This window comes from Rothia sp. (in: high G+C Gram-positive bacteria), from assembly GCF_030540545.1.
Classification (GTDB): Bacteria; Actinomycetota; Actinomycetes; order Actinomycetales; family Micrococcaceae; genus Rothia.
In genome coordinates this window covers 54,539-71,888 of the sequence record NZ_JAUNVZ010000005.1, presented here as the reverse complement: position 1 = coordinate 71,888, position 17,350 = coordinate 54,539, and the positions used below count along the sequence as shown (strand labels likewise).

Annotated in this window: 14 protein-coding genes; 1 reads left to right on the top strand and 13 read right to left on the bottom strand. The window is 56.8% G+C overall.

Translation table 11 applies throughout. The features are described from left to right. Positions 1–4: 4 nt before the first annotated feature. The 13 genes from recO to Q4P78_RS05460 form a co-directional block, all read right to left on the bottom strand. Positions 5–778, bottom strand: coding sequence for a DNA repair protein RecO (recO, locus tag Q4P78_RS05520; RefSeq protein ID WP_303339358.1), 774 nt, complete (start codon positions 776–778; stop codon positions 5–7). A gap of 117 nt (positions 779–895) precedes the next feature. Then, complete coding sequence (locus Q4P78_RS05515; protein ID WP_303339357.1) at positions 896–1,171, bottom strand: hypothetical protein; 276 nt, start codon at positions 1,169–1,171, stop codon at positions 896–898. A 40-nt stretch (positions 1,172–1,211) separates the two neighbouring features. Then, complete coding sequence (locus tag Q4P78_RS05510) at positions 1,212–3,593, bottom strand: bifunctional (p)ppGpp synthetase/guanosine-3',5'-bis(diphosphate) 3'-pyrophosphohydrolase (RefSeq protein ID WP_303339356.1); 2,382 nt, start codon at positions 3,591–3,593, stop codon at positions 1,212–1,214. Positions 3,594–3,966: 373 nt separating this feature from the next. Continuing rightward, a complete protein-coding gene (gene secF / locus Q4P78_RS05505) occupies positions 3,967–5,085 on the bottom strand; it encodes a protein translocase subunit SecF (protein WP_303339355.1) in 1,119 nt (372 codons plus the stop codon). A gap of 1 nt (position 5,086) precedes the next feature. Continuing rightward, a complete protein-coding gene (gene secD, locus Q4P78_RS05500) occupies positions 5,087–6,790 on the bottom strand; it encodes a protein translocase subunit SecD (RefSeq protein WP_303339354.1) in 1,704 nt (567 codons plus the stop codon). An 84-nt stretch (positions 6,791–6,874) separates the two neighbouring features. Beyond that, positions 6,875–7,240 (bottom strand): preprotein translocase subunit YajC, encoded by a 366-nt coding sequence (yajC, locus tag Q4P78_RS05495; RefSeq protein ID WP_303339353.1) that lies wholly within the window; start codon positions 7,238–7,240, stop codon positions 6,875–6,877. Positions 7,241–7,559: 319 nt separating this feature from the next. After that, positions 7,560–8,606, bottom strand: coding sequence for a Holliday junction branch migration DNA helicase RuvB (gene ruvB, locus Q4P78_RS05490; RefSeq protein ID WP_303339352.1), 1,047 nt, complete (start codon positions 8,604–8,606; stop codon positions 7,560–7,562). A 9-nt stretch (positions 8,607–8,615) separates the two neighbouring features. Beyond that, the gene (gene ruvA / locus Q4P78_RS05485) at positions 8,616–9,236 is read right to left on the bottom strand and encodes a Holliday junction branch migration protein RuvA (protein WP_303339351.1); all 621 of its coding nucleotides are present in this window, start codon (positions 9,234–9,236) and stop codon (positions 8,616–8,618) included. 244 nt (positions 9,237–9,480) lie between these two features. Next, positions 9,481–10,134: a crossover junction endodeoxyribonuclease RuvC gene (gene ruvC, locus Q4P78_RS05480; protein WP_303339350.1), complete on the bottom strand. Its 654-nt coding sequence runs from the start codon at positions 10,132–10,134 to the stop codon at positions 9,481–9,483. Positions 10,135–10,428: 294 nt separating this feature from the next. Next, positions 10,429–11,187, bottom strand: a complete 759-nt coding sequence (locus Q4P78_RS05475) for a YebC/PmpR family DNA-binding transcriptional regulator (protein ID WP_303339349.1) — start codon at positions 11,185–11,187, stop codon at positions 10,429–10,431. A 285-nt stretch (positions 11,188–11,472) separates the two neighbouring features. Then, a complete protein-coding gene (locus Q4P78_RS05470) occupies positions 11,473–12,510 on the bottom strand; it encodes a tRNA (adenine-N1)-methyltransferase (RefSeq protein ID WP_303339348.1) in 1,038 nt (345 codons plus the stop codon). A gap of 181 nt (positions 12,511–12,691) precedes the next feature. Beyond that, positions 12,692–14,017 (bottom strand): cysteine--1-D-myo-inosityl 2-amino-2-deoxy-alpha-D-glucopyranoside ligase, encoded by a 1,326-nt coding sequence (gene mshC, locus Q4P78_RS05465; protein ID WP_303339347.1) that lies wholly within the window; start codon positions 14,015–14,017, stop codon positions 12,692–12,694. A gap of 229 nt (positions 14,018–14,246) precedes the next feature. Further along, a complete protein-coding gene (locus Q4P78_RS05460) occupies positions 14,247–15,092 on the bottom strand; it encodes an undecaprenyl-diphosphate phosphatase (RefSeq protein ID WP_303339346.1) in 846 nt (281 codons plus the stop codon). A gap of 352 nt (positions 15,093–15,444) precedes the next feature. Here Q4P78_RS05460 and Q4P78_RS05455 point away from each other — a divergent pair, with 352 nt between their 5' ends. After that, complete coding sequence (locus tag Q4P78_RS05455) at positions 15,445–17,340, top strand: class I SAM-dependent DNA methyltransferase (protein WP_303339345.1); 1,896 nt, start codon at positions 15,445–15,447, stop codon at positions 17,338–17,340. Positions 17,341–17,350 lie beyond the last annotated feature (10 nt).

Genomic DNA, 17,350 nt, shown 5'->3' with positions numbered 1-17,350 from the left:
GCCCCTAGGCTTCGCTTTCCAAAGTCAACGCGGTTTTTAGCGGTGCTTCCAAGAGATTCTGGGTGGTGGTTAGCACCAAATCCAGCAGCTTAGCGCACTCGGCGGGTACGGCAGGATCAACCGCAGCCCAATCCCCTCGCAATAACGCCAGCAGCAGGCACAGACGAGAAGCGGGCAAACGAACCAGGGGCACCTCCACTCCAGCGGCGTGATCGGCACAGAGCAAACCAAACTCACCGTACACACCCGCCGTGTGGAAAGCACCGCGCGAGTCATCCAGCAGGTTCCTACCGCACACGGTGCAACTCTCAGAAACCATCTGCCAACCCGCCAGAGCCAGGGCGCGCATCATATAGCTGGCAAGGATCCGTTGAGGCACATGCTCCCCGCGCGCCAGTGCCGCCATCGCCCCGTGCAGCAGGCCAAAATGCGGATGCGTATCCTCCAGGGGGCTGTCGGTGCACAGCTTCTCCGCCAGCTCCGCCATAAGCGCCGCGCAGCCAAAACGCGCATAATCGGCAACAATCGCGCTGGAATAAGGGTGCACCGTAACCGCCTGAGTGACCGTGTACAGGGATCCGCGGCCGGTGTTTAGCGCCAGCGAGGAATGCATAAAAGGCTCCAGGCGAGCGCCGAACTTCGAATTGGGTTTGCGCACGCCCTTAGCCACGGCGTGGATCATGCCGTGTTCGCGGGTGAGCATAATAATGATGCGGTCGGTCTCTTTGAGGTTTTGGGTGCGCAGAATCAGGGCGTCGTCGTTGAATGCGGGAGCCACGGTTCATCCTTTCTCTGGGTACCCGTCATGCGTGCGGTAAAAGCGCGCCGTCAGTGAGATAATCAGCAGACGCAAAAGCGCCCGGGTACAATACCCGAGCGCCCTAAGCGTCAAAGATTAGTCGACGTACTCAATATCGTCGTCGTCTTCCTCGTCATCCTCGGGGAAGAACTCTTCATCCTCATCGTCTTCATCTTCAATGAAAACATCCAGAGGGGTCACCTCATGGTAGGTGTCGAAGAGAGCATCCTCGTACGCTTCAAAAGCGTTGGCAATAGCAACATACGCCTCATCCACGGCGGGGTCCTGCTCACCGCGGCGATTCTCCACAGCGGTCAGATGCGCGCTCAAAGCGTCCAGCAGGCGAGTTAGTTCAATACGAGGTTCAGTCATATCTCAATTGTACCGCACCGGGTGCCGGGCGCGCAGAGATTTAGGCGTCCGCAGGCTTAGAACCCGTGAGGCGATACGCCTTATACACGCCAGCCACATTATGAATCACGTTCAATACATACTCCAGCATGAAACGATCCGCCAGCTCCAGGGTGAAACGATCCACCGCAATACGATCCTCGGAAGTGTACACGCGAGCATCCAGGATATTCACGCCAGCCTCAGAAATCACGCGAATCAGGTCATTGAGCAGGCCCTTACGATCCAGACCTTCAACCTGCACCTGCACGCGGTACGTCGTATCCGACGAGGGCGCCCAGGCAACTTCAGTCATGCGCGGCTCCTCATCAGCATGGCGCATATTCGGGCAATCCTTACGGTGTACACTAATACCCGAACCACGAGTCACAATGCCCACAATCTCATCCGGCGGCACCGGAGTGCAGCAGCGCGCAATACGAGTCAGCACGCCCTCAGCACCGGGCACAATAATGCCGTTATCGCTCTCCGGGCGGCGAGTCTGCTTCAGTAGAGCCTCATCAAAGGTACTAATATCCTCGCTCGACTGCGGAGAGGTGTCGCCACGGTAAATCTCCACCATGGCATCCACAACATCGCGCGCAGCCAGCTCAGAATCACCAATCGCACGATACAGAGCAGCCACATCATTCTTATGGAAATGCTGAGCGGTCTGCAACATCAAATCAGCGCTCATCATCTTCTGCAGAGGCAGCTCATTATGGCGCATACTCTTAGTCAAAGCATCACGGCCGCGATCCAGCGCCTCTAGGCGACGCTCCTTCGCAAAATGCTGACGAATCTTCGTACGAGCACGCGAAGAACGCACAAACTTCAACCAGTCCTCACTGGGCGAAGCATCCTCATTCTTCGTAGTCATAATCTCAACCGTGGCACCGGTCGGCAGCACAGTATGCAACGGCACCAAACGGCCATTAACCTTAGCGCCCACCGTGCGATTACCCACCTGCGTATGAATCGCATAGGCAAAATCAACCGGGGTGGAACCGGCAGGCAGAGCAATAGCCTGACCGGTCGGGGTCAGCACCACAATCTCATCAGTATCCAGAGTGTCAGCCAGAGACTCATAGAACTTCTCAGACTCAGGATTAGAATTCGAAATCTCAGCAATAGCCTGCAGAATACCCACATTCATGGCGGCGGTCTGAGTACCCGGCTCACGCTTAACCTCAGCAACCTTCTCACCGCGAGAAGCCGCCTTATAACGCCAATGCGCCGCCACACCGTACTCAGCCTCTTCATGCATCTTAAAGGTGCGGATCTGAATCTCCAGCGGCAAACCACCAGGACCCGCAGCCGTCAAATGCAGCGACTGGTAATGGTTATTCTTCGGGTTCTTAATATAATCCTTAAAACGACCCGGAACCATCGGCCACAGGGAGAGCACATGGCCAAGAACCGTATAACAATCGTTCTCTTCCTCAACCATAATGCGCACCGCAAGGATATCGTTAATCTCCTCGAAACTGCGGCCCTTAGTCTTCATCTTCTGATGAATCGAATAATAATGCTTCGGGCGGCCCGTCACGCTCGCCTCAATACCCATCTGAGTCAGACGCTCAATAATCGTGCTCTTCGCCTGCTCCAGGTACTGCTCAAGCATAGGAGTGCGCTCGCCGACCATGCGCACCATCTCGGCGTAAATCTCCGGGCTCATGGCAGCAAAAGACAGGTCCTCAAGCTCCCACTTAATCGTGTTCAAACCCAGACGATGCGCCAAAGGAGCGTAAATCTTCAGCGTCTCCTCAGCCTTCTTCGCAGCACTCTTCGCCGGAACAAAACGCCAGGTACGCGCATTATGCAAACGGTCAGCCAGCTTAATGAGCAGCACACGAATATCCTTGCTCATGGACAGCACCAGCTTACGAACCGTCTCAATCGAGGCGTTCTCGCCGTAGGTCATCTTATCCAGCTTAGTCACGCCATCGACCAGATAGGCGACCTCTTCGCCGAAATCCTCAGTGAGCTGCTCCAGAGTGTACTCGGTATCCTCCACCGTATCGTGCAGCAGACCGGCAGCCAGAGTCGGGCCCGTCGCACCCATCTCGGCAAGAATAGTCGTCACAGCCACCGGGTGAGTAATATACGGGTCACCACTCTTACGTTTCTGACCCACATGGTAACGATCCGCCACCTCAAAGGCACGCTGCAGCACCGTAACATCCTCATTCGGATGGTACTTACGCACCGCGCGAATCACCGGCGCCAGCAGAGGCGAAAAACGCACACCCTGCTCAGAATACCCGGCACCAGTACGACCAAAAACCAGACGATCAGGAACACGCTGACCCGCAGCCATCACACGATGCGAACCGCGCACCGGCTTAGACTCCTGCGAAGAATTAGGCATAGAACCATCAGGAATCACATGCGAACCGCTCATAGCACACTCCTTGAAACACTGATTATGCAACGCCGCCATGGCGTTACCGGAATGATTTATATCCTACGCTCTGTGAAGCACAACGCAAAATTTAACACTCCGCCGTGTGAATATTGAGTCGATGGTATAGATTCTGGATGCGTATGCGACGGTTGGGTAGAAATACCCGCATGGGATGCAGTTCTAACGAACCGCTTGTGACACTTTGTGACGGTCTGTGAGCGGTCAAAGTGTCTATTGAGCCATGCATTACATGACTCAATAGACACTATCTACACTCACAGTATGTCAACACCAGAAATTTAAACCTGAATACACTAAAGGGTGAGTAGTGTTTACACTACTCACCCTTTAGACAGAATCGAGTCAGATACTAACCGGTGACATTGACCAGGTTAATCTCCACACGAGGCGCACGCTTCGGCTTAGACTCAGCCGGTGCATCCTCATCATCCTCAGAATCGCTATCAGAGTCAGAAGAGTCAGAGCCCTTCTGTGCACGAGCTGCCTCAACACGAGCAGCCTGCTCAACAATGGGCTTCTCCCCCAGTCGCAAAGCGCCATACAACGGAGCCGAAACGAACAGGGTACCGAACATGCCGACCAGAATACCCACGAACAGCGACAGAGACAGATCCTGCAGAGTACCGGCGCCCAGAATAAACGCACCGATGAACAGGATCGAACCGACCGGCAGCACACCCACGATTGCGGTGTTAATGGAGCGAACCAGGGTCTGGTTGACCGCCAGGTTCGTTTCCTCTTCGAAGGTGTAATCCTCACGCTCAAACACGGTTTCAGTGTTCTCGCGGATCTTATCGAAGACCACCACGGAGTCATAGAGCGAGTAGCTCAGAATAGTCAAGAAGCCGATGATCGCACTCGGGGTAATCTCGAAACCAAAAGCTGCGTACAGACCCACGGTCACGACCACGGTGAAGAGCAGACCGGCGATAGCGGCAATCGACATCTTCCAAGTGCGGAAGTACAGTGCCATACCGATCAGCGCGAAAATCACGAAGGCGACCAGACCCCAGAGCGCCTGGTTGGTGACATCCGCACCCCAGGTCGGGCCCACGAAGGAGGAGGTCACATCGTCGCTGGTCACGCCGTAGCCGTCCTGCAGCGCCTGCTTAATCTTCAGGGTCTCGTCATCGCTGAGGGTGCTCATCTGTGCGCGCATAGTGCCGGGGGCAATATTGGTTACGCGCACATCGGTGGCGTTCGGGGCGTTATCGTGAATGATCTTGGTGCCGGTGGCAATATCGGTGTGTTCGGTCTTAGAGACCACGAACTCCGAACCGCCACGGAAATCAATACCCAGGTTAAAGCCGGGGCCGAGCACGGGAATCAGCACGCTAATTGCCATGAGCAGCGCGGCAAGACCGAGCCACAGACGGCGCTTACCCAGGAAGGGGTAGGAACGCTTGCCGGAGTGCAGGTCGTTACCAAAACGTGCGAATACATTGGGCTTGACGGTGGTTTCAGCCATGTTACGCCTCCTTCGCTACAGTGTCGGATGCACCCTGCTCTGCGGCTTCTGCCTCGGCGGCTGCTTTACGCTCGGCTGCCTTGCGCTCTGCCAGGGTCTGCTCCTTCTCCTCAGGCTTGCGGGTACGACCCGCGCCACGGTAGAAGGGCACAGCCCCCAGGGATTCGGGAGACAGACCGGAGTGGCGGCGACCCTCACCGAAGTAGCGGGTGTTTGCCAGCAGGGTCAGCACCGGGTGGGTGAATAGGTACACGACCACCAGGTCGGCAATTGCGGTCAGACCCAGGGTGAAGGCGAAGCCCTTCACCGAGCCCACGGAGACCACGTAGAGCACCACTGCGGCGAGCAGGTTCACTGCCTTGGACGCCAGGATGGTGCGCGATGCACGCTTCCAACCGTGGTTGACCGCTGAGGGGATGGTGCGTCCGGCGCGAATCTCGTCACGGATTCGTTCAAAATACACGATGAACGAGTCGGCGGTCGCACCGATCGCCACAATCAGACCGGCAACGCCCGCCAGGGACAGGCGGTAGTTCATTGCCCAGCCCAGCAGCACGATTGCCTCATAGGAGATAATGCCCGCAACCACCAGCGATGCCATGGTGACAAAGCCGAGCAGTCGGTACTGGAACAGGGAGTATACGAACACCAGCAGCAGACCGATCAGGCCGGTCAGCAGACCCACGCGCAGCTGCTCGCCACCCAGGGTTGCCGAAATTTGCTGCTCGGATTGGATGGTGAAGCTAATGGGCAATGCACCGTACTTAAGCTGGTCTGCCAGCTGCTTAGCTTCCTGCTCGGTGAAGTTACCGGTGATCTGCGGCTTGCCGTCGGCGATTACTGCCTGGGATACCGGGGAGGAGAGCACCTTGCCGTCGAGCATAATTGCAAAGCGTGCGCGAGGATCAGAGGGGTTGGTGCCTCGGATCTCGTTCAGACGAGCAGTCACGTCACGGAAGGTGTCGCGTGCCTCGGAATTAAATTCAATATTCACAGCCCAGCGACCGGTGGTCACACCATTACCGGTGGTTTCCTGAGAATAGCTGGCGTTAGAAATCGAGGAGCCATTCAGCTCAACCGGACCCAGAATGTACTTCTCGGTGCCGTCCTTGGAACATGCCACCACAGCCTTGGAAGGATCTTGAGCAGCCTCTTCATTGGAGACAGCGGTGCAGTCCTTAGCTTCGTATTCGCGCCAAAGTTCCGCGGTGATCCAGTTGGTGTCCGAACCATTGGTCGGTTCGGCGGTGGGCTTGGGCAGCTTATCATCTGCCAGGCGCGCATCCTCAGTCACAGCCGCCGGGGCGCCGGAGGTCAGCACCGCACGGAAAGTCATATTTGCCGACGCCTGAATCAGGGAGCGAGTCTCGGAGCTAATGGTGCCCGGAACCGAAACAACCACATTGCTGCCGGAGCCGAAAGAGGTGGTCACCTCAGCCTCGGACACGCCGGCACCGTCAACACGCTGACGGATAATCGCAACGGCCTGTTCCAGCTGCTCCTGAGAAACCGAGGAATCGGTGGAGCCATTGACCTTGGGCGCCAGAATCATCTGGGTACCACCGGAAAGGTCCAATGCTAGTTTTGCTGCCCACGAGCCGCCGGCAAAGGTGGAACCAAAAATGCCACCCGCCAGAATAACCATGAGCAGGATCATCGAGACAAACGCGCGGCGCGCGCTGGCAAGCGGTGAACGCTGAGCCATTCTTGTCCTTTCTACCCGTTAGCCGCAGCACCGGCACTCTTCACCGTCCGATGGAGAGAGCCTGCGCTGCGGCATGCACATTATTTAGTTCTGCTTCGGCTCGGTTGCCGAAGTTTCAGCGGTCTCTGCCGGCTGGTCGGAATCCTCAGAAACCTGCTCGGTCTCTTCGGCCTCGGCTGCTGCCTGCTCGCTACCGGCAATGGTGGAGATAGCGCTCAGGTGGTAGGTCACGACAACACCTTCGGAAACTTCCAGGTCGATGGTGCCCTCTTCACGGTCAATATCAACCACGGTACCGAACAGGCCGCCGGTAGTCATGACGCGGTTGCCGGGTGCCAGGTTAGCGCGCATCTGCTGCTGCTGGTTGAAGCGCTTCTTCTGGGTGCGGATCTGGAAAAACATCATCAGACCCAGCAGCGCGAACATAATAAGCAGTACGGCTGAATTCATCACATCTCTTTTCGTTCATGTGCTTTCTACCCTATGGTTGGCGCGGGTGCGCGAGGGTAGAGTGCAGGTAATGTTACCTATCCATCCTACGTGAGGAGGGGGCTAATCCCCTACCGAATACGCTCAATGCACAAAAATTTCTCAGGTACGCCTTAGTTTTTGCGTGTTTTTCGGGACGGAGAGGTTATGTGAACACTTTATGACGTGGGTTTTAAGTATTAAATGTGATATTGGATATAGCCGTGCCCCGGTACAGTGCCTCCCCTGTTATCGGAAAGCACTGCACCGGGGCACGCCTATATGAAATTTTGGATGAACCCTAGAGGGAAATTTCCGGAGGCTCAAGCCCCAGATGTTCCCATGCCGCCGGTAGCGCCACACGACCGCGAGGAGTACGACCAATCAGACCCTCACGCACCAGGTACGGTTCGGCAACGGTTTCCACAGTCTCGGTCTCTTCACCCACAGCAATAGCCAGAGTGGACAGACCCACCGGGCCACCACCAAACTTGTGAATCAGAGCCTCCAGCACGGCACGGTCCAGACGATCCAAACCGCGGGAGTCCACCTCATACATATCCAGAGCGGTTGCTGCATCATAAGCGTTGACATAGTCCACGCCGTTCACCAGAGCCCAGTCGCGCACGCGGCGCAGCAGGCGGTTAGCAATACGCGGGGTGCCGCGAGAACGACCGGCAATCTCGGTAAAGCCCTCGGAGGTAATCTTCATATCCAGCAGACCGGCGCTACGGCGCAGCACCAGCTCCAGCTCAGGAACCGAATAAAACTCCAGGTGACCGGTAAAACCGAAACGGTCACGCAGGGGGCCGGGCAGCAGACCCGCGCGGGTGGTTGCACCCACCAGGGTAAATTGAGGCAGTTCCAGCGGAATAGAGGTCGCACCGGCGCCCTTACCCACCACAATATCCACGCGGAAATCTTCCATTGCCATATAGAGCATTTCCTCAGCGGGACGGCTCATACGGTGGATTTCATCCAAGAAGAGCACCTCGCCGGGGGTCAGGGAAGACAGGATTGCTGCCAGGTCGCCGGAATGCTGAATAGCCGGGCCGGAGGTAATACGCAGGGGCGCCTCCATCTCGGCGGCAATAATCATTGCCAGGGTGGTTTTACCCAGACCGGGAGGGCCCGAGAGCAGCACGTGGTCGGCGCTACGGCCGCGCATTTTCGACGCCTCCAGCACCAGGGAGAGCTGCTTGCGCACGCGGGACTGACCCACAAAATCATCCAGGGATTTGGGGCGCAGGGCCGCCTCAATCATCTTCTCTTCGGGCTCTTCTTCCATGGCGACCAGGCGCTGAGCCGGGGCGGGGTTCACCGCCGAAGTATAGGGATCTTCGCTCATAGGCTTTCCTTAGTGTCGACCAATCGTATTCTGAGTACCCAGGGAGGCAAGTACACCGCGCAGAGCCACCGCCACGGCAGCGGATTCGGACTCCGGGTGGTGCTTGACATAGTTGTCAATGGCGGCGGTTGCGTCCTTCTCACTCCAGCCCAGGGAGACCAGAGCATCCAGCACCTGAGGCTTCCACACCACACCCTGAGCCAGGGGCAGCTCATCGCTCTGACCATCCGCCAGGATCAGCTTACCGGCAAGCTCAAGCACCAGGCGACGCGCACCCTTAGGACCAATACCGGGCACCTTGGTAAAGGCCTTATCGTCACCGGTGGCAACCGCACGCTCAACATCGCTAGCGGTGTGAACATTCAGCACAGCCATAGCAATACGCGGACCAATACCCGAAACAGAAATCAACATTTCAAACACGGCACGCTCGGCGGGCTCGGCGAAACCGTACAGGGTCATGGACTCTTCGCGCACGATCATTGCGGTCAAAATGGTGGTTTCCTGGCCGGTGCGCAGAGTTGCAATAGTGCGCGGGGTGGCGTGTACCAGCATGCCGAAACCATTGACATCAATAATCAGGTGATCGAGCCCCAATTGGCTGATTCTACCGGTCAGGGAGGCAATCATGCGCGGTCCTTTCGTGAAGTACTTAGACCCAGTATATTAGAACATCTTTACAAAAATCAAACATATTCGGCGTGTTGCGTCGAAAATAATCGAAAATCTCTGCTAAGTTTGGGGTATCAGCAATCGATCGGGTCAGGGCAGATACCGGCTATCCAACTATTTCACAGCAGAAAGGAGAGATTATCGATAGCACAATACTCCCCTAGCGAGAGCGCTATCCAGAGGTTGATATGGCGAGGTGACTCTAGCGACGGGCGCGAGCCTCCGCCTCCATCCAAAGCTTCTGTGCCGGGGTCAAATTCGACGCGCGGGAGGCAACCGGGCGCGAACCCTGGTGCGTCTGAGTCTGCGCCGCCATATTCACACCCGAACCAATGCCACCGCCACGCCAGCCGTGACAGATAGCAATGGCGAGCGCATCGGCAGCATCGGCAGGCTTAGGCATACGCTCCAAACCAAGAATACGCGTGACCATACGACCCACCGACGCCTTATCCGCACGACCCGAACCGGTGACCGCCGCCTTCACCTCCGAGGGCGTATGAAAGAAAACCGGCACACCGGCAGAAGCCGCCGCAGCAATCACCGCACCCGAAGCATGGGAGGTACCAATAACCGTATTAACCTGCTCCTGAGCAAAAACACGCTCAATCGCCAGGGCATCGGGGCGGTACACGCGCAGCCACTGCTGGGTTGCATTAAAAATCTTGAGAATACGCTGGTCCAGGGACTCGGCAGGCAGGGTTCCGGCAATACCCACATTGACAAAGTGCGCCTTGCGGTTTGCGGTCATATCCACCATGGACATACCGCAGCGCGTAAGACCCGGGTCCACACCCATAATGCGGGTGGAGCCGGGAATGCGCTCCTGTGCGGTGAGCGGGTGATGTTCGGTCATATACCCTACCAATCCTAAAGGCTGAAGAGAGGTGAACAGCTGCGAATCAACGAATACTAACGAGGAGTGAATACACTATGCCCTATACGCGCTGTCTTATATGCGCCGTATACACAGAGTGCCCCGGTACAGGTGAAAGCCTTAAAAGACTCAACCCGTACCGCATACTAGAGTACACGGTACGGGTTGAAGATAAGAGCCGCACGGGCAGATATAGCCACTAGCTTAGTGCAGAGTGAGCAAAACGCCCGGTCAGAGGCTTAATTACTCAGCTTCCAGCTGTGCTGTGCTTATTTACTCAGCTTCCAGCTGTGCCATAACCTCAGCGGGTACGTTTGCGTTGGAGTAGACGTTCTGCACGTCGTCCAGCTCTTCAATAGCGTCTGCCAGCTTCAGGAACTTCTTAGCACCCTCTGCGTCCAGGTCAACCTGCATGGTCGGGCGGAAGACCGGATCGTCGTTGTTGTACTCCAGCTCAGCCTCGTCCAGAGCCTTACGGATCTCGGGCAGGTCGGTTGCTGCGGATACAACGGTGAAGATATCGCCCTCGTCGATAACTTCTTCAGCACCGGCGTCCAGAACAGCCATCAGCACGTCGTCTTCGGTCAGACCGTCGGTCTTGGTCACCTCGGCAACGCCCTTGCGCTCGAAGAGGAATGCCACGGAGCCCTGGTCAGCCATGGTGCCGCCGTTGCGGGTCACAGCCAGGCGCACGTCGGATGCTGCGCGGTTACGGTTATCGGTCAGACACTCAATGTACAGTGCGGTACCCTGCGGGCCGCGTGCTTCGTACATGATCTCGGTGTAGTCAATGGTCTCACCGGTTAGGCCTGCGCCACGCTTGATTGCGCGGTCAATGTTATCGTTGGGAACCGAGTTCTTCTTCGCCTTGGAAACAGCCAGATCCAGTGCGGGGTTACCTGCGATATCGGCACCGCCCATACGAGCTGCAACTTCAATAGCCTTAATGAACTTAGCGAACGCCTTTGCGCGCTTCGCGTCGATGGCAGCCTTCTTGTGCTTAGTGGTTGCCCATTTAGAGTGACCCGACATGCGGTATCCTCCCTGCTCGTTCCTCACGCCAACGGCACGCGGGTGACCGCACAGCCGGGGCGTCTTTACACATACTCATCTATTATAGCGCGGGTCTTTGGGGCACAGCTATATAGGCTCAGGAAACGGGGCGTTACTCCCCCGGCGCGCCGCCCGGAATGCACACTATACACACAATCCTCCGAAAAGAATACGCAATAGTAAAAGCCCGGGTCTCATCTGCTATACCAAATATGTATAACAGATGAAACCCGGGCTTTTCACTCAACTATGTAGCTAAACTACTTAGCCAATGTCCTCAGGGTTCAGACCGTTCTGTTCCAGAGCGATCTCGTGAGCGCGGGCGGCGTGGGAGGCGAGGTTCTTCGCGTCACGCACCGCACGGCGTGCCTTCTTATCGGTCACTTCGCGCTCACCCACATTCATGGGAATCCACGCATTCATATCCTCTTCGGAGAAGTCAGTCTTGGAGGCGCGGCGCTTGGGAGCCAGGCGCACGGCACCGTCTGCCAGGCGGCGGGCAACCACCAGGAACGCGGTGTGCGCAACCATACGGTGGTCGGGGCGAACCGCCAGGCCCTCAACATGCCAGCCGCGCACCATGGTTTCGTCAGCCTCCGGCTCGGTGAAACGGCCGTCCAGGCGCAGACCCTCCACCAGGCGGGACATCTGGGTGACGGTGGCAACGTAGCAAATCAGCACGCCGCCGGGTGCCAGTGCCTCGGCAACTGCGTCCAGGCATTCCCAGGGGGCGAGCATATCGAGCACCACGCGGTCCACGGAACCGGGCTCTTCAACCTGCGGCAGGGTGTCCTGCAGGTCGCCAATGCTCAGCTTCCACGCCGGGTGGGAGCCACCGAAGAAGGTTTCAATATTGCCGCGTGCCACATCGGCGAATTCTTCGCGGCGCTCAAAGGAGTGCACGCAACCGTAGTCGCCCACCGCACGCAGCAGCGCAATGGAGAGCGCGCCGGAACCGACGCCTGCCTCGACCACGCGGGCGCCGGGGAAAATATCAGCCTTAACAACGATCTGTGCAGCATCCTTAGGGTAAACCACAGCGGCGCCGCGCGGCATGGACAGCACAAAATCCTTATACAGTGGGCGCAGAGTCTGGTAGAGCACGCCGTGGGTGTTGGCAACCACGGTGCCTTCGGGCGCACCGATAATATCGTCGTGCTTCAAAAAGCCCTGGTGGGAGTGGTATTCTGCGCCCTCAACCAGGGTGATGGTGGTGATGCGGCCGCGCTCGTCGGTAATCTGCACGCGTTCGCCGGGGCGGAAGGGGCCGCGGCGGTTAATGGCGCCGGTGGGGGTGGTCATGAGGTGCTCCTTGCATAGGGTTCGCTTGGGGTACCGACCGTAGCCGGTGCTGTGCGTGGATAATATCCAAAAATTACTAAGACATTATACGGCACCATGCCGCCTCGCGAATAGCTATCGCCGTCGCGAGTGGTGACACCACTCGCGACGGCGATAAGTATTCGCGACGTGAAATAAGAGTTTACAAACTAATACCAAAACGTGCCGAGAGAACATCAGTAATCAGGGCGCCGCCACCAATACGCTCACCCTCGCCGGCCTCTGCACGCTCAGCGGCAGTCAGAGCGTCTTCAGCCCAGAGCTGCAGCTCATCCAAGGCTGCGGGGGCGTCCAGGTCATGAGCCAGCAGGGCGCGGGTACGGTCCAGTGCCTGCAGAGCGGCGGAATCATCGCTACCGTCAGCTACAGCCACGGCGCGGCGGAATACATCCAGACGCTCAATAGCGCGCTCCAGCAGCTCATCGGTCCAGAACCAGTCGGAGCGGTAGTGCTGGCTCATAATCGCCAGGCGAATCGCCGCGGGATCAACACCGGCGGCGCGCAGCTTGGAGACCAGCACCAGGTTGCCGCGGGACTTGCTCATCTTGTGGCCGTCCAAACCGACCATGCCGGTGTGCGCATAGTGGCGCGCGTGCGGGCGGTTCGCCACAGCCCAGGAATGACCGGAACCCAAATCGTGGTGCGGGAAGGTCAAATCGCTACCGCCTGCCTGCACGGTCAGGGCGCCGTCGACAAAGTGGCGGGCAATCATGGTGCATTCAATATGCCAGCCGGGGCGGCCGGGCCCCAGGGAGCCTGCCTGCCAGGATGGTTCGCCCTCGCGAGCGGCACGCCAGAGCAACGGGTCCAGGGCGTCACGCTTGCCGGCGCGCTCGGGGTCACCGCCTCGTTCAGCGAAAATTTCGAGCATTTCTTCACGGCTCATGTGGGAGACCTGACCGGGCTCCCAGGAGTAGCCGGCCTCGTTGGCGGGCAGTGCGCGCACGGCGGCAAGGTCCAGGTAGATATCACCGTCGGGGTGCACCACGCCCTGCTCGTCAGTGTAGCCGTGTACACGGTACGCCAGGCCGCGTGCCAGCAGGTCTTCAACGATCGGGAAGAGCCACTGGATGGATTCGACCACACCCACATAGTGCGCGGGCGGCAGCACCTGCAGGGCGGACATATCGGTGCGGAAAAGTTCGGTTTGGTCTTCGGCGAGCCACTGCCAGTCAACGTTGGTGGCGGTTGCGCGCTCGAGCAGCGGGTCGTCCACGTCGGTCACGTTTTGTACGTAGGTGACGGTCACGCCGGCGTCACGCCAGGCGCGGTTGAGCAGGTCGAATGCTACGTAGGTGGAGGCGTGACCCATGTGGGTTGCGTCGTAGGGGGTGATGCCGCAAACGTACAGGCTTGCCGCCTGGGATTCTTCGATGGGAACAATAGTTCCTGCGGCGGTGTCGTGGATACGCGGCAAGGGTGCCTTGCCGGGCAGGGTGGGGACGGCGGGTACTTCCCAGGCGCGCATTGGACGGTCCTCTCGAAGAAAATAGTGACTGTATAAGAATACCCGCTCCCCTTGTGCTCGGAGGCAGGTATACGCTCAGGGGTGTAAAAGTGTGACCTAAGTGTCGGTGTTTTTTAGAGGCTCTCTGAGAGAAGCTCCGCAGCGGGCGGGCGGGTACAACTGTTAAAAGAAATGTGCCCGCCCGGGAGTATTCCCGAACGGGCACAGATGAGTGAGTTGAACCGGTGTCTTAGAAGCTGCCGGTTGCGTTGAGCACGCCGGTACCCAGGCCGATAAAGATCAGCGCACCCAGGGCGATACGGTACCACACGAACACGCTGTAGGACTTGGTGGTCACGTACTTGAGGAACCAGCCGATCATGGCGTAACCAACCACGAACGCAATAATGGTTGCCAGGATCGTGGAGGGCAGTCCGTAGTAGCCGCCCGCCTCCGCGCCGGTAATGACCTTGGCGGTCTTGTACAGGCCGGAGATGAACACGGCAGGCAGTGCCAGCAGGAAGGAGTAGCGGGCGGCTGCCTCGCGAGTGTAGCCCATGAACATACCGGCGGTGATGGTGCCGCCGGAGCGGGACACACCGGGGATCAGCGCCAGCGCCTGAGCAATGCCGTAGAGCACGCCGTGACGTACGGTCAGGTCTTCAAGCTTGCGCTGCTCCTTGCCCACGCGGTCGGCGATACCGAGTAGCACGCCGAAGACGATGAGCATGGTTGCGACCACCCACAGGGAGCGGAAGGTCGAGTCAATGTACTTTTCCAGCAGCAGGCCCAGGATGCAGATAGGCAGGGAGCCGATGATCACGTACCAGCCCATGCGTGCGTCCGGGTCGTTGCGCGGTACACGGCCGGTCAGGGAACCGAACCATGCTTTAACGATGCGTACGATGTCTTTCCAGAAGAAGATCAGGACGGCGGTTTCGGTGCCCAGCTGGGTGATAGCGGTGAATGCCGCACCCGGGTCGTGCTTTTCGGGCAGTAGCTGACCGACGATATTCAGGTGTGCCGATGATGAGATCGGCAGAAATTCTGTCAGGCCCTGTACCAGGCCCAAGATGATTGCTTGTATCCATTCCACGCCTTCTAGGATACCGCACCACTCCCCCGCATGTTTAGGTGACTTTTCCGTGTTTGGGCGAACTTATATCGCGCCCAAACGAGGAAAACTCGCCCAAAACCTATGGTGTGGGGTGATGAACAGGGGCGCGGTGACGAAAACCTCCCCGATAGCTGCCTTGCCTATGCTACGGTAGGGATGTCCTAATAATTCTGCCCACGTATCCCAAGTGCGCAGATATACCTATGGAGGTAGATAATGGCTGGTTCACAGTCGATTGAGCCCTACATTGCCGAGTTGGGCAATGGTTGGCTTCGCGAGGCGGGTCTCGATTATAAGCTCGAGCAGGACACTCTCAATACTGAGATTGATAATGCTCTATCCGCATATTCCTCGAAGTCTGGCGGGGGGGGGTGGCAACCGTCCCGATGCTAAGCTTCTCATCGACTACCTCGGTAAGACCTACCCTGTACTTATTGAATACAAGGGTCATAATGGCAAGCTTGTAAAGCTCGACAAAGACGGCAAGGTAGATAACAGCAAGCAGGCTAATATTGTTGGCTACGCAGTGAACGGTGCAGTTCACTATGCAGATGCTCTGCTGCATTACACCCATTACACCGATATTATCGCTATCGGCATGACCGGTTTCCGCAAGGCGGATGGCAGTATCCAGCATGAAATCGGCGTGTACCTTGTATCAAAGGACGCGCTGGGCGCTCCCCAGAAGGTTGGTGACTACACTGACTTCTCCTTCCTCGCACCGAAACACCGTACTTCCTTCATCGAGAAGGTTGAAAATCTTAAGCTCTCCCCCGAAGAACTGGAGCGTATTCGCGAGCTGCGTGAACAGCAGATTGATGATGCTCTGGTTAAGCTCAACAACCATATCTATAAGTCTGAGCAGGGTCTGAATGAGCAGGATCGTGTCAATCTTGTCGCTGCGAGCATTATGGCGACCTTGGGCGAAGACCCCCTTCCAAAAGATGATCTGAAGGGTAAGACGGGTAGCAATACCGATGGTCATGTTATTTCTCGCAAGGTGAATGACTATCTAAAGGAACGTCAGATTCCTGAAGAGAAGCGTGAGAGTATTATGCGTATGCTTGATAATACTCTGCTGAACCAGAGGCTCAGTATCGTAGAAGATGATGAAACCCCTATTAAGCGTATCTTCACCCGTATTGTTGAAGACCTCGGATATTATTATAAGATCGGTTTGACCACCGATTTTACCGGAAAGCTGTTCAACGAGATGTACTCCTGGATGGGCTTTACCCAGGATAAGCTGAATGATGTGGTCTTGACTCCTTCGTATGTAGCAAAGCTTCTGGTCAAGCTGGCACGTGTGAATAAGGATTCCTATGTTTGGGACTTCGCGACCGGTTCCGGTGGTTTGCTGGTAGCTGCAATGAATGAGATGCTTGAAGACGCTCGTACCCGCATTAGCTCTCCTAAGGAACTTCAGGCGAAGGAAGAACAGATTAAGGGTAGCCAACTCATGGGTATTGAGCATCTGCAGAGCGTCTATATGCTCGCTATCCTGAATATGATTCTCATGGGTGACGGTTCCTCGAATATTCTGCATGATGACTCGCTGAAGTTCGATGGTAAGTACGCCTACGGTCCTGCTCTAAAGACCGTCTTCCCCGCAAATGCTTTTGTGCTGAACCCTCCCTATTCCGCAGAGGGTAACGGCATGGTCTTTGTAGAGAGGGCACTGGACTACATGGAACGCGGTTGGGCGGCTATTATTATTCAGAGCTCTGCCGGTTCGGGCAAAGCAAAGGATATTAACCGGAGTATTCTTGAAAATAATACTCTGGTCGCAAGTATCAAAATGCCGGATGATCTTTTCCTCGGTAAGTCTTCTGTAAACACTCGTATCTACGTGTTTGAGGTTGGTATTCCGCACCAGGAGTCTTACCCGGTGAAGTTCATTGATTTCTCCAATGATGGCTATACTCGCGGTAACCGCAAGAAGGCAAAGAAGAGCGTTAACCTACGTGATACCGGCAATGCAAAGGAACGCTACGCGGAACTGGTACGCCTTGTACAGCACGGTCAGTCCCAGCTAAACATCTTTACTACCAATGAGTATTATGAGGGTACTATTGACCCCACCAGCGGTGAAGACTGGAACCAGAGCGCACCGATCGATATTACCCCTACCCTGGAAGACTTTAAGAATACTATTAGCGAGTACCTCTCTTGGGAGGTCTCGAAGATTCTTAAGGGCACTGTGGGAGATGATAGCCTGGGAAAATAGATGCCCGCTT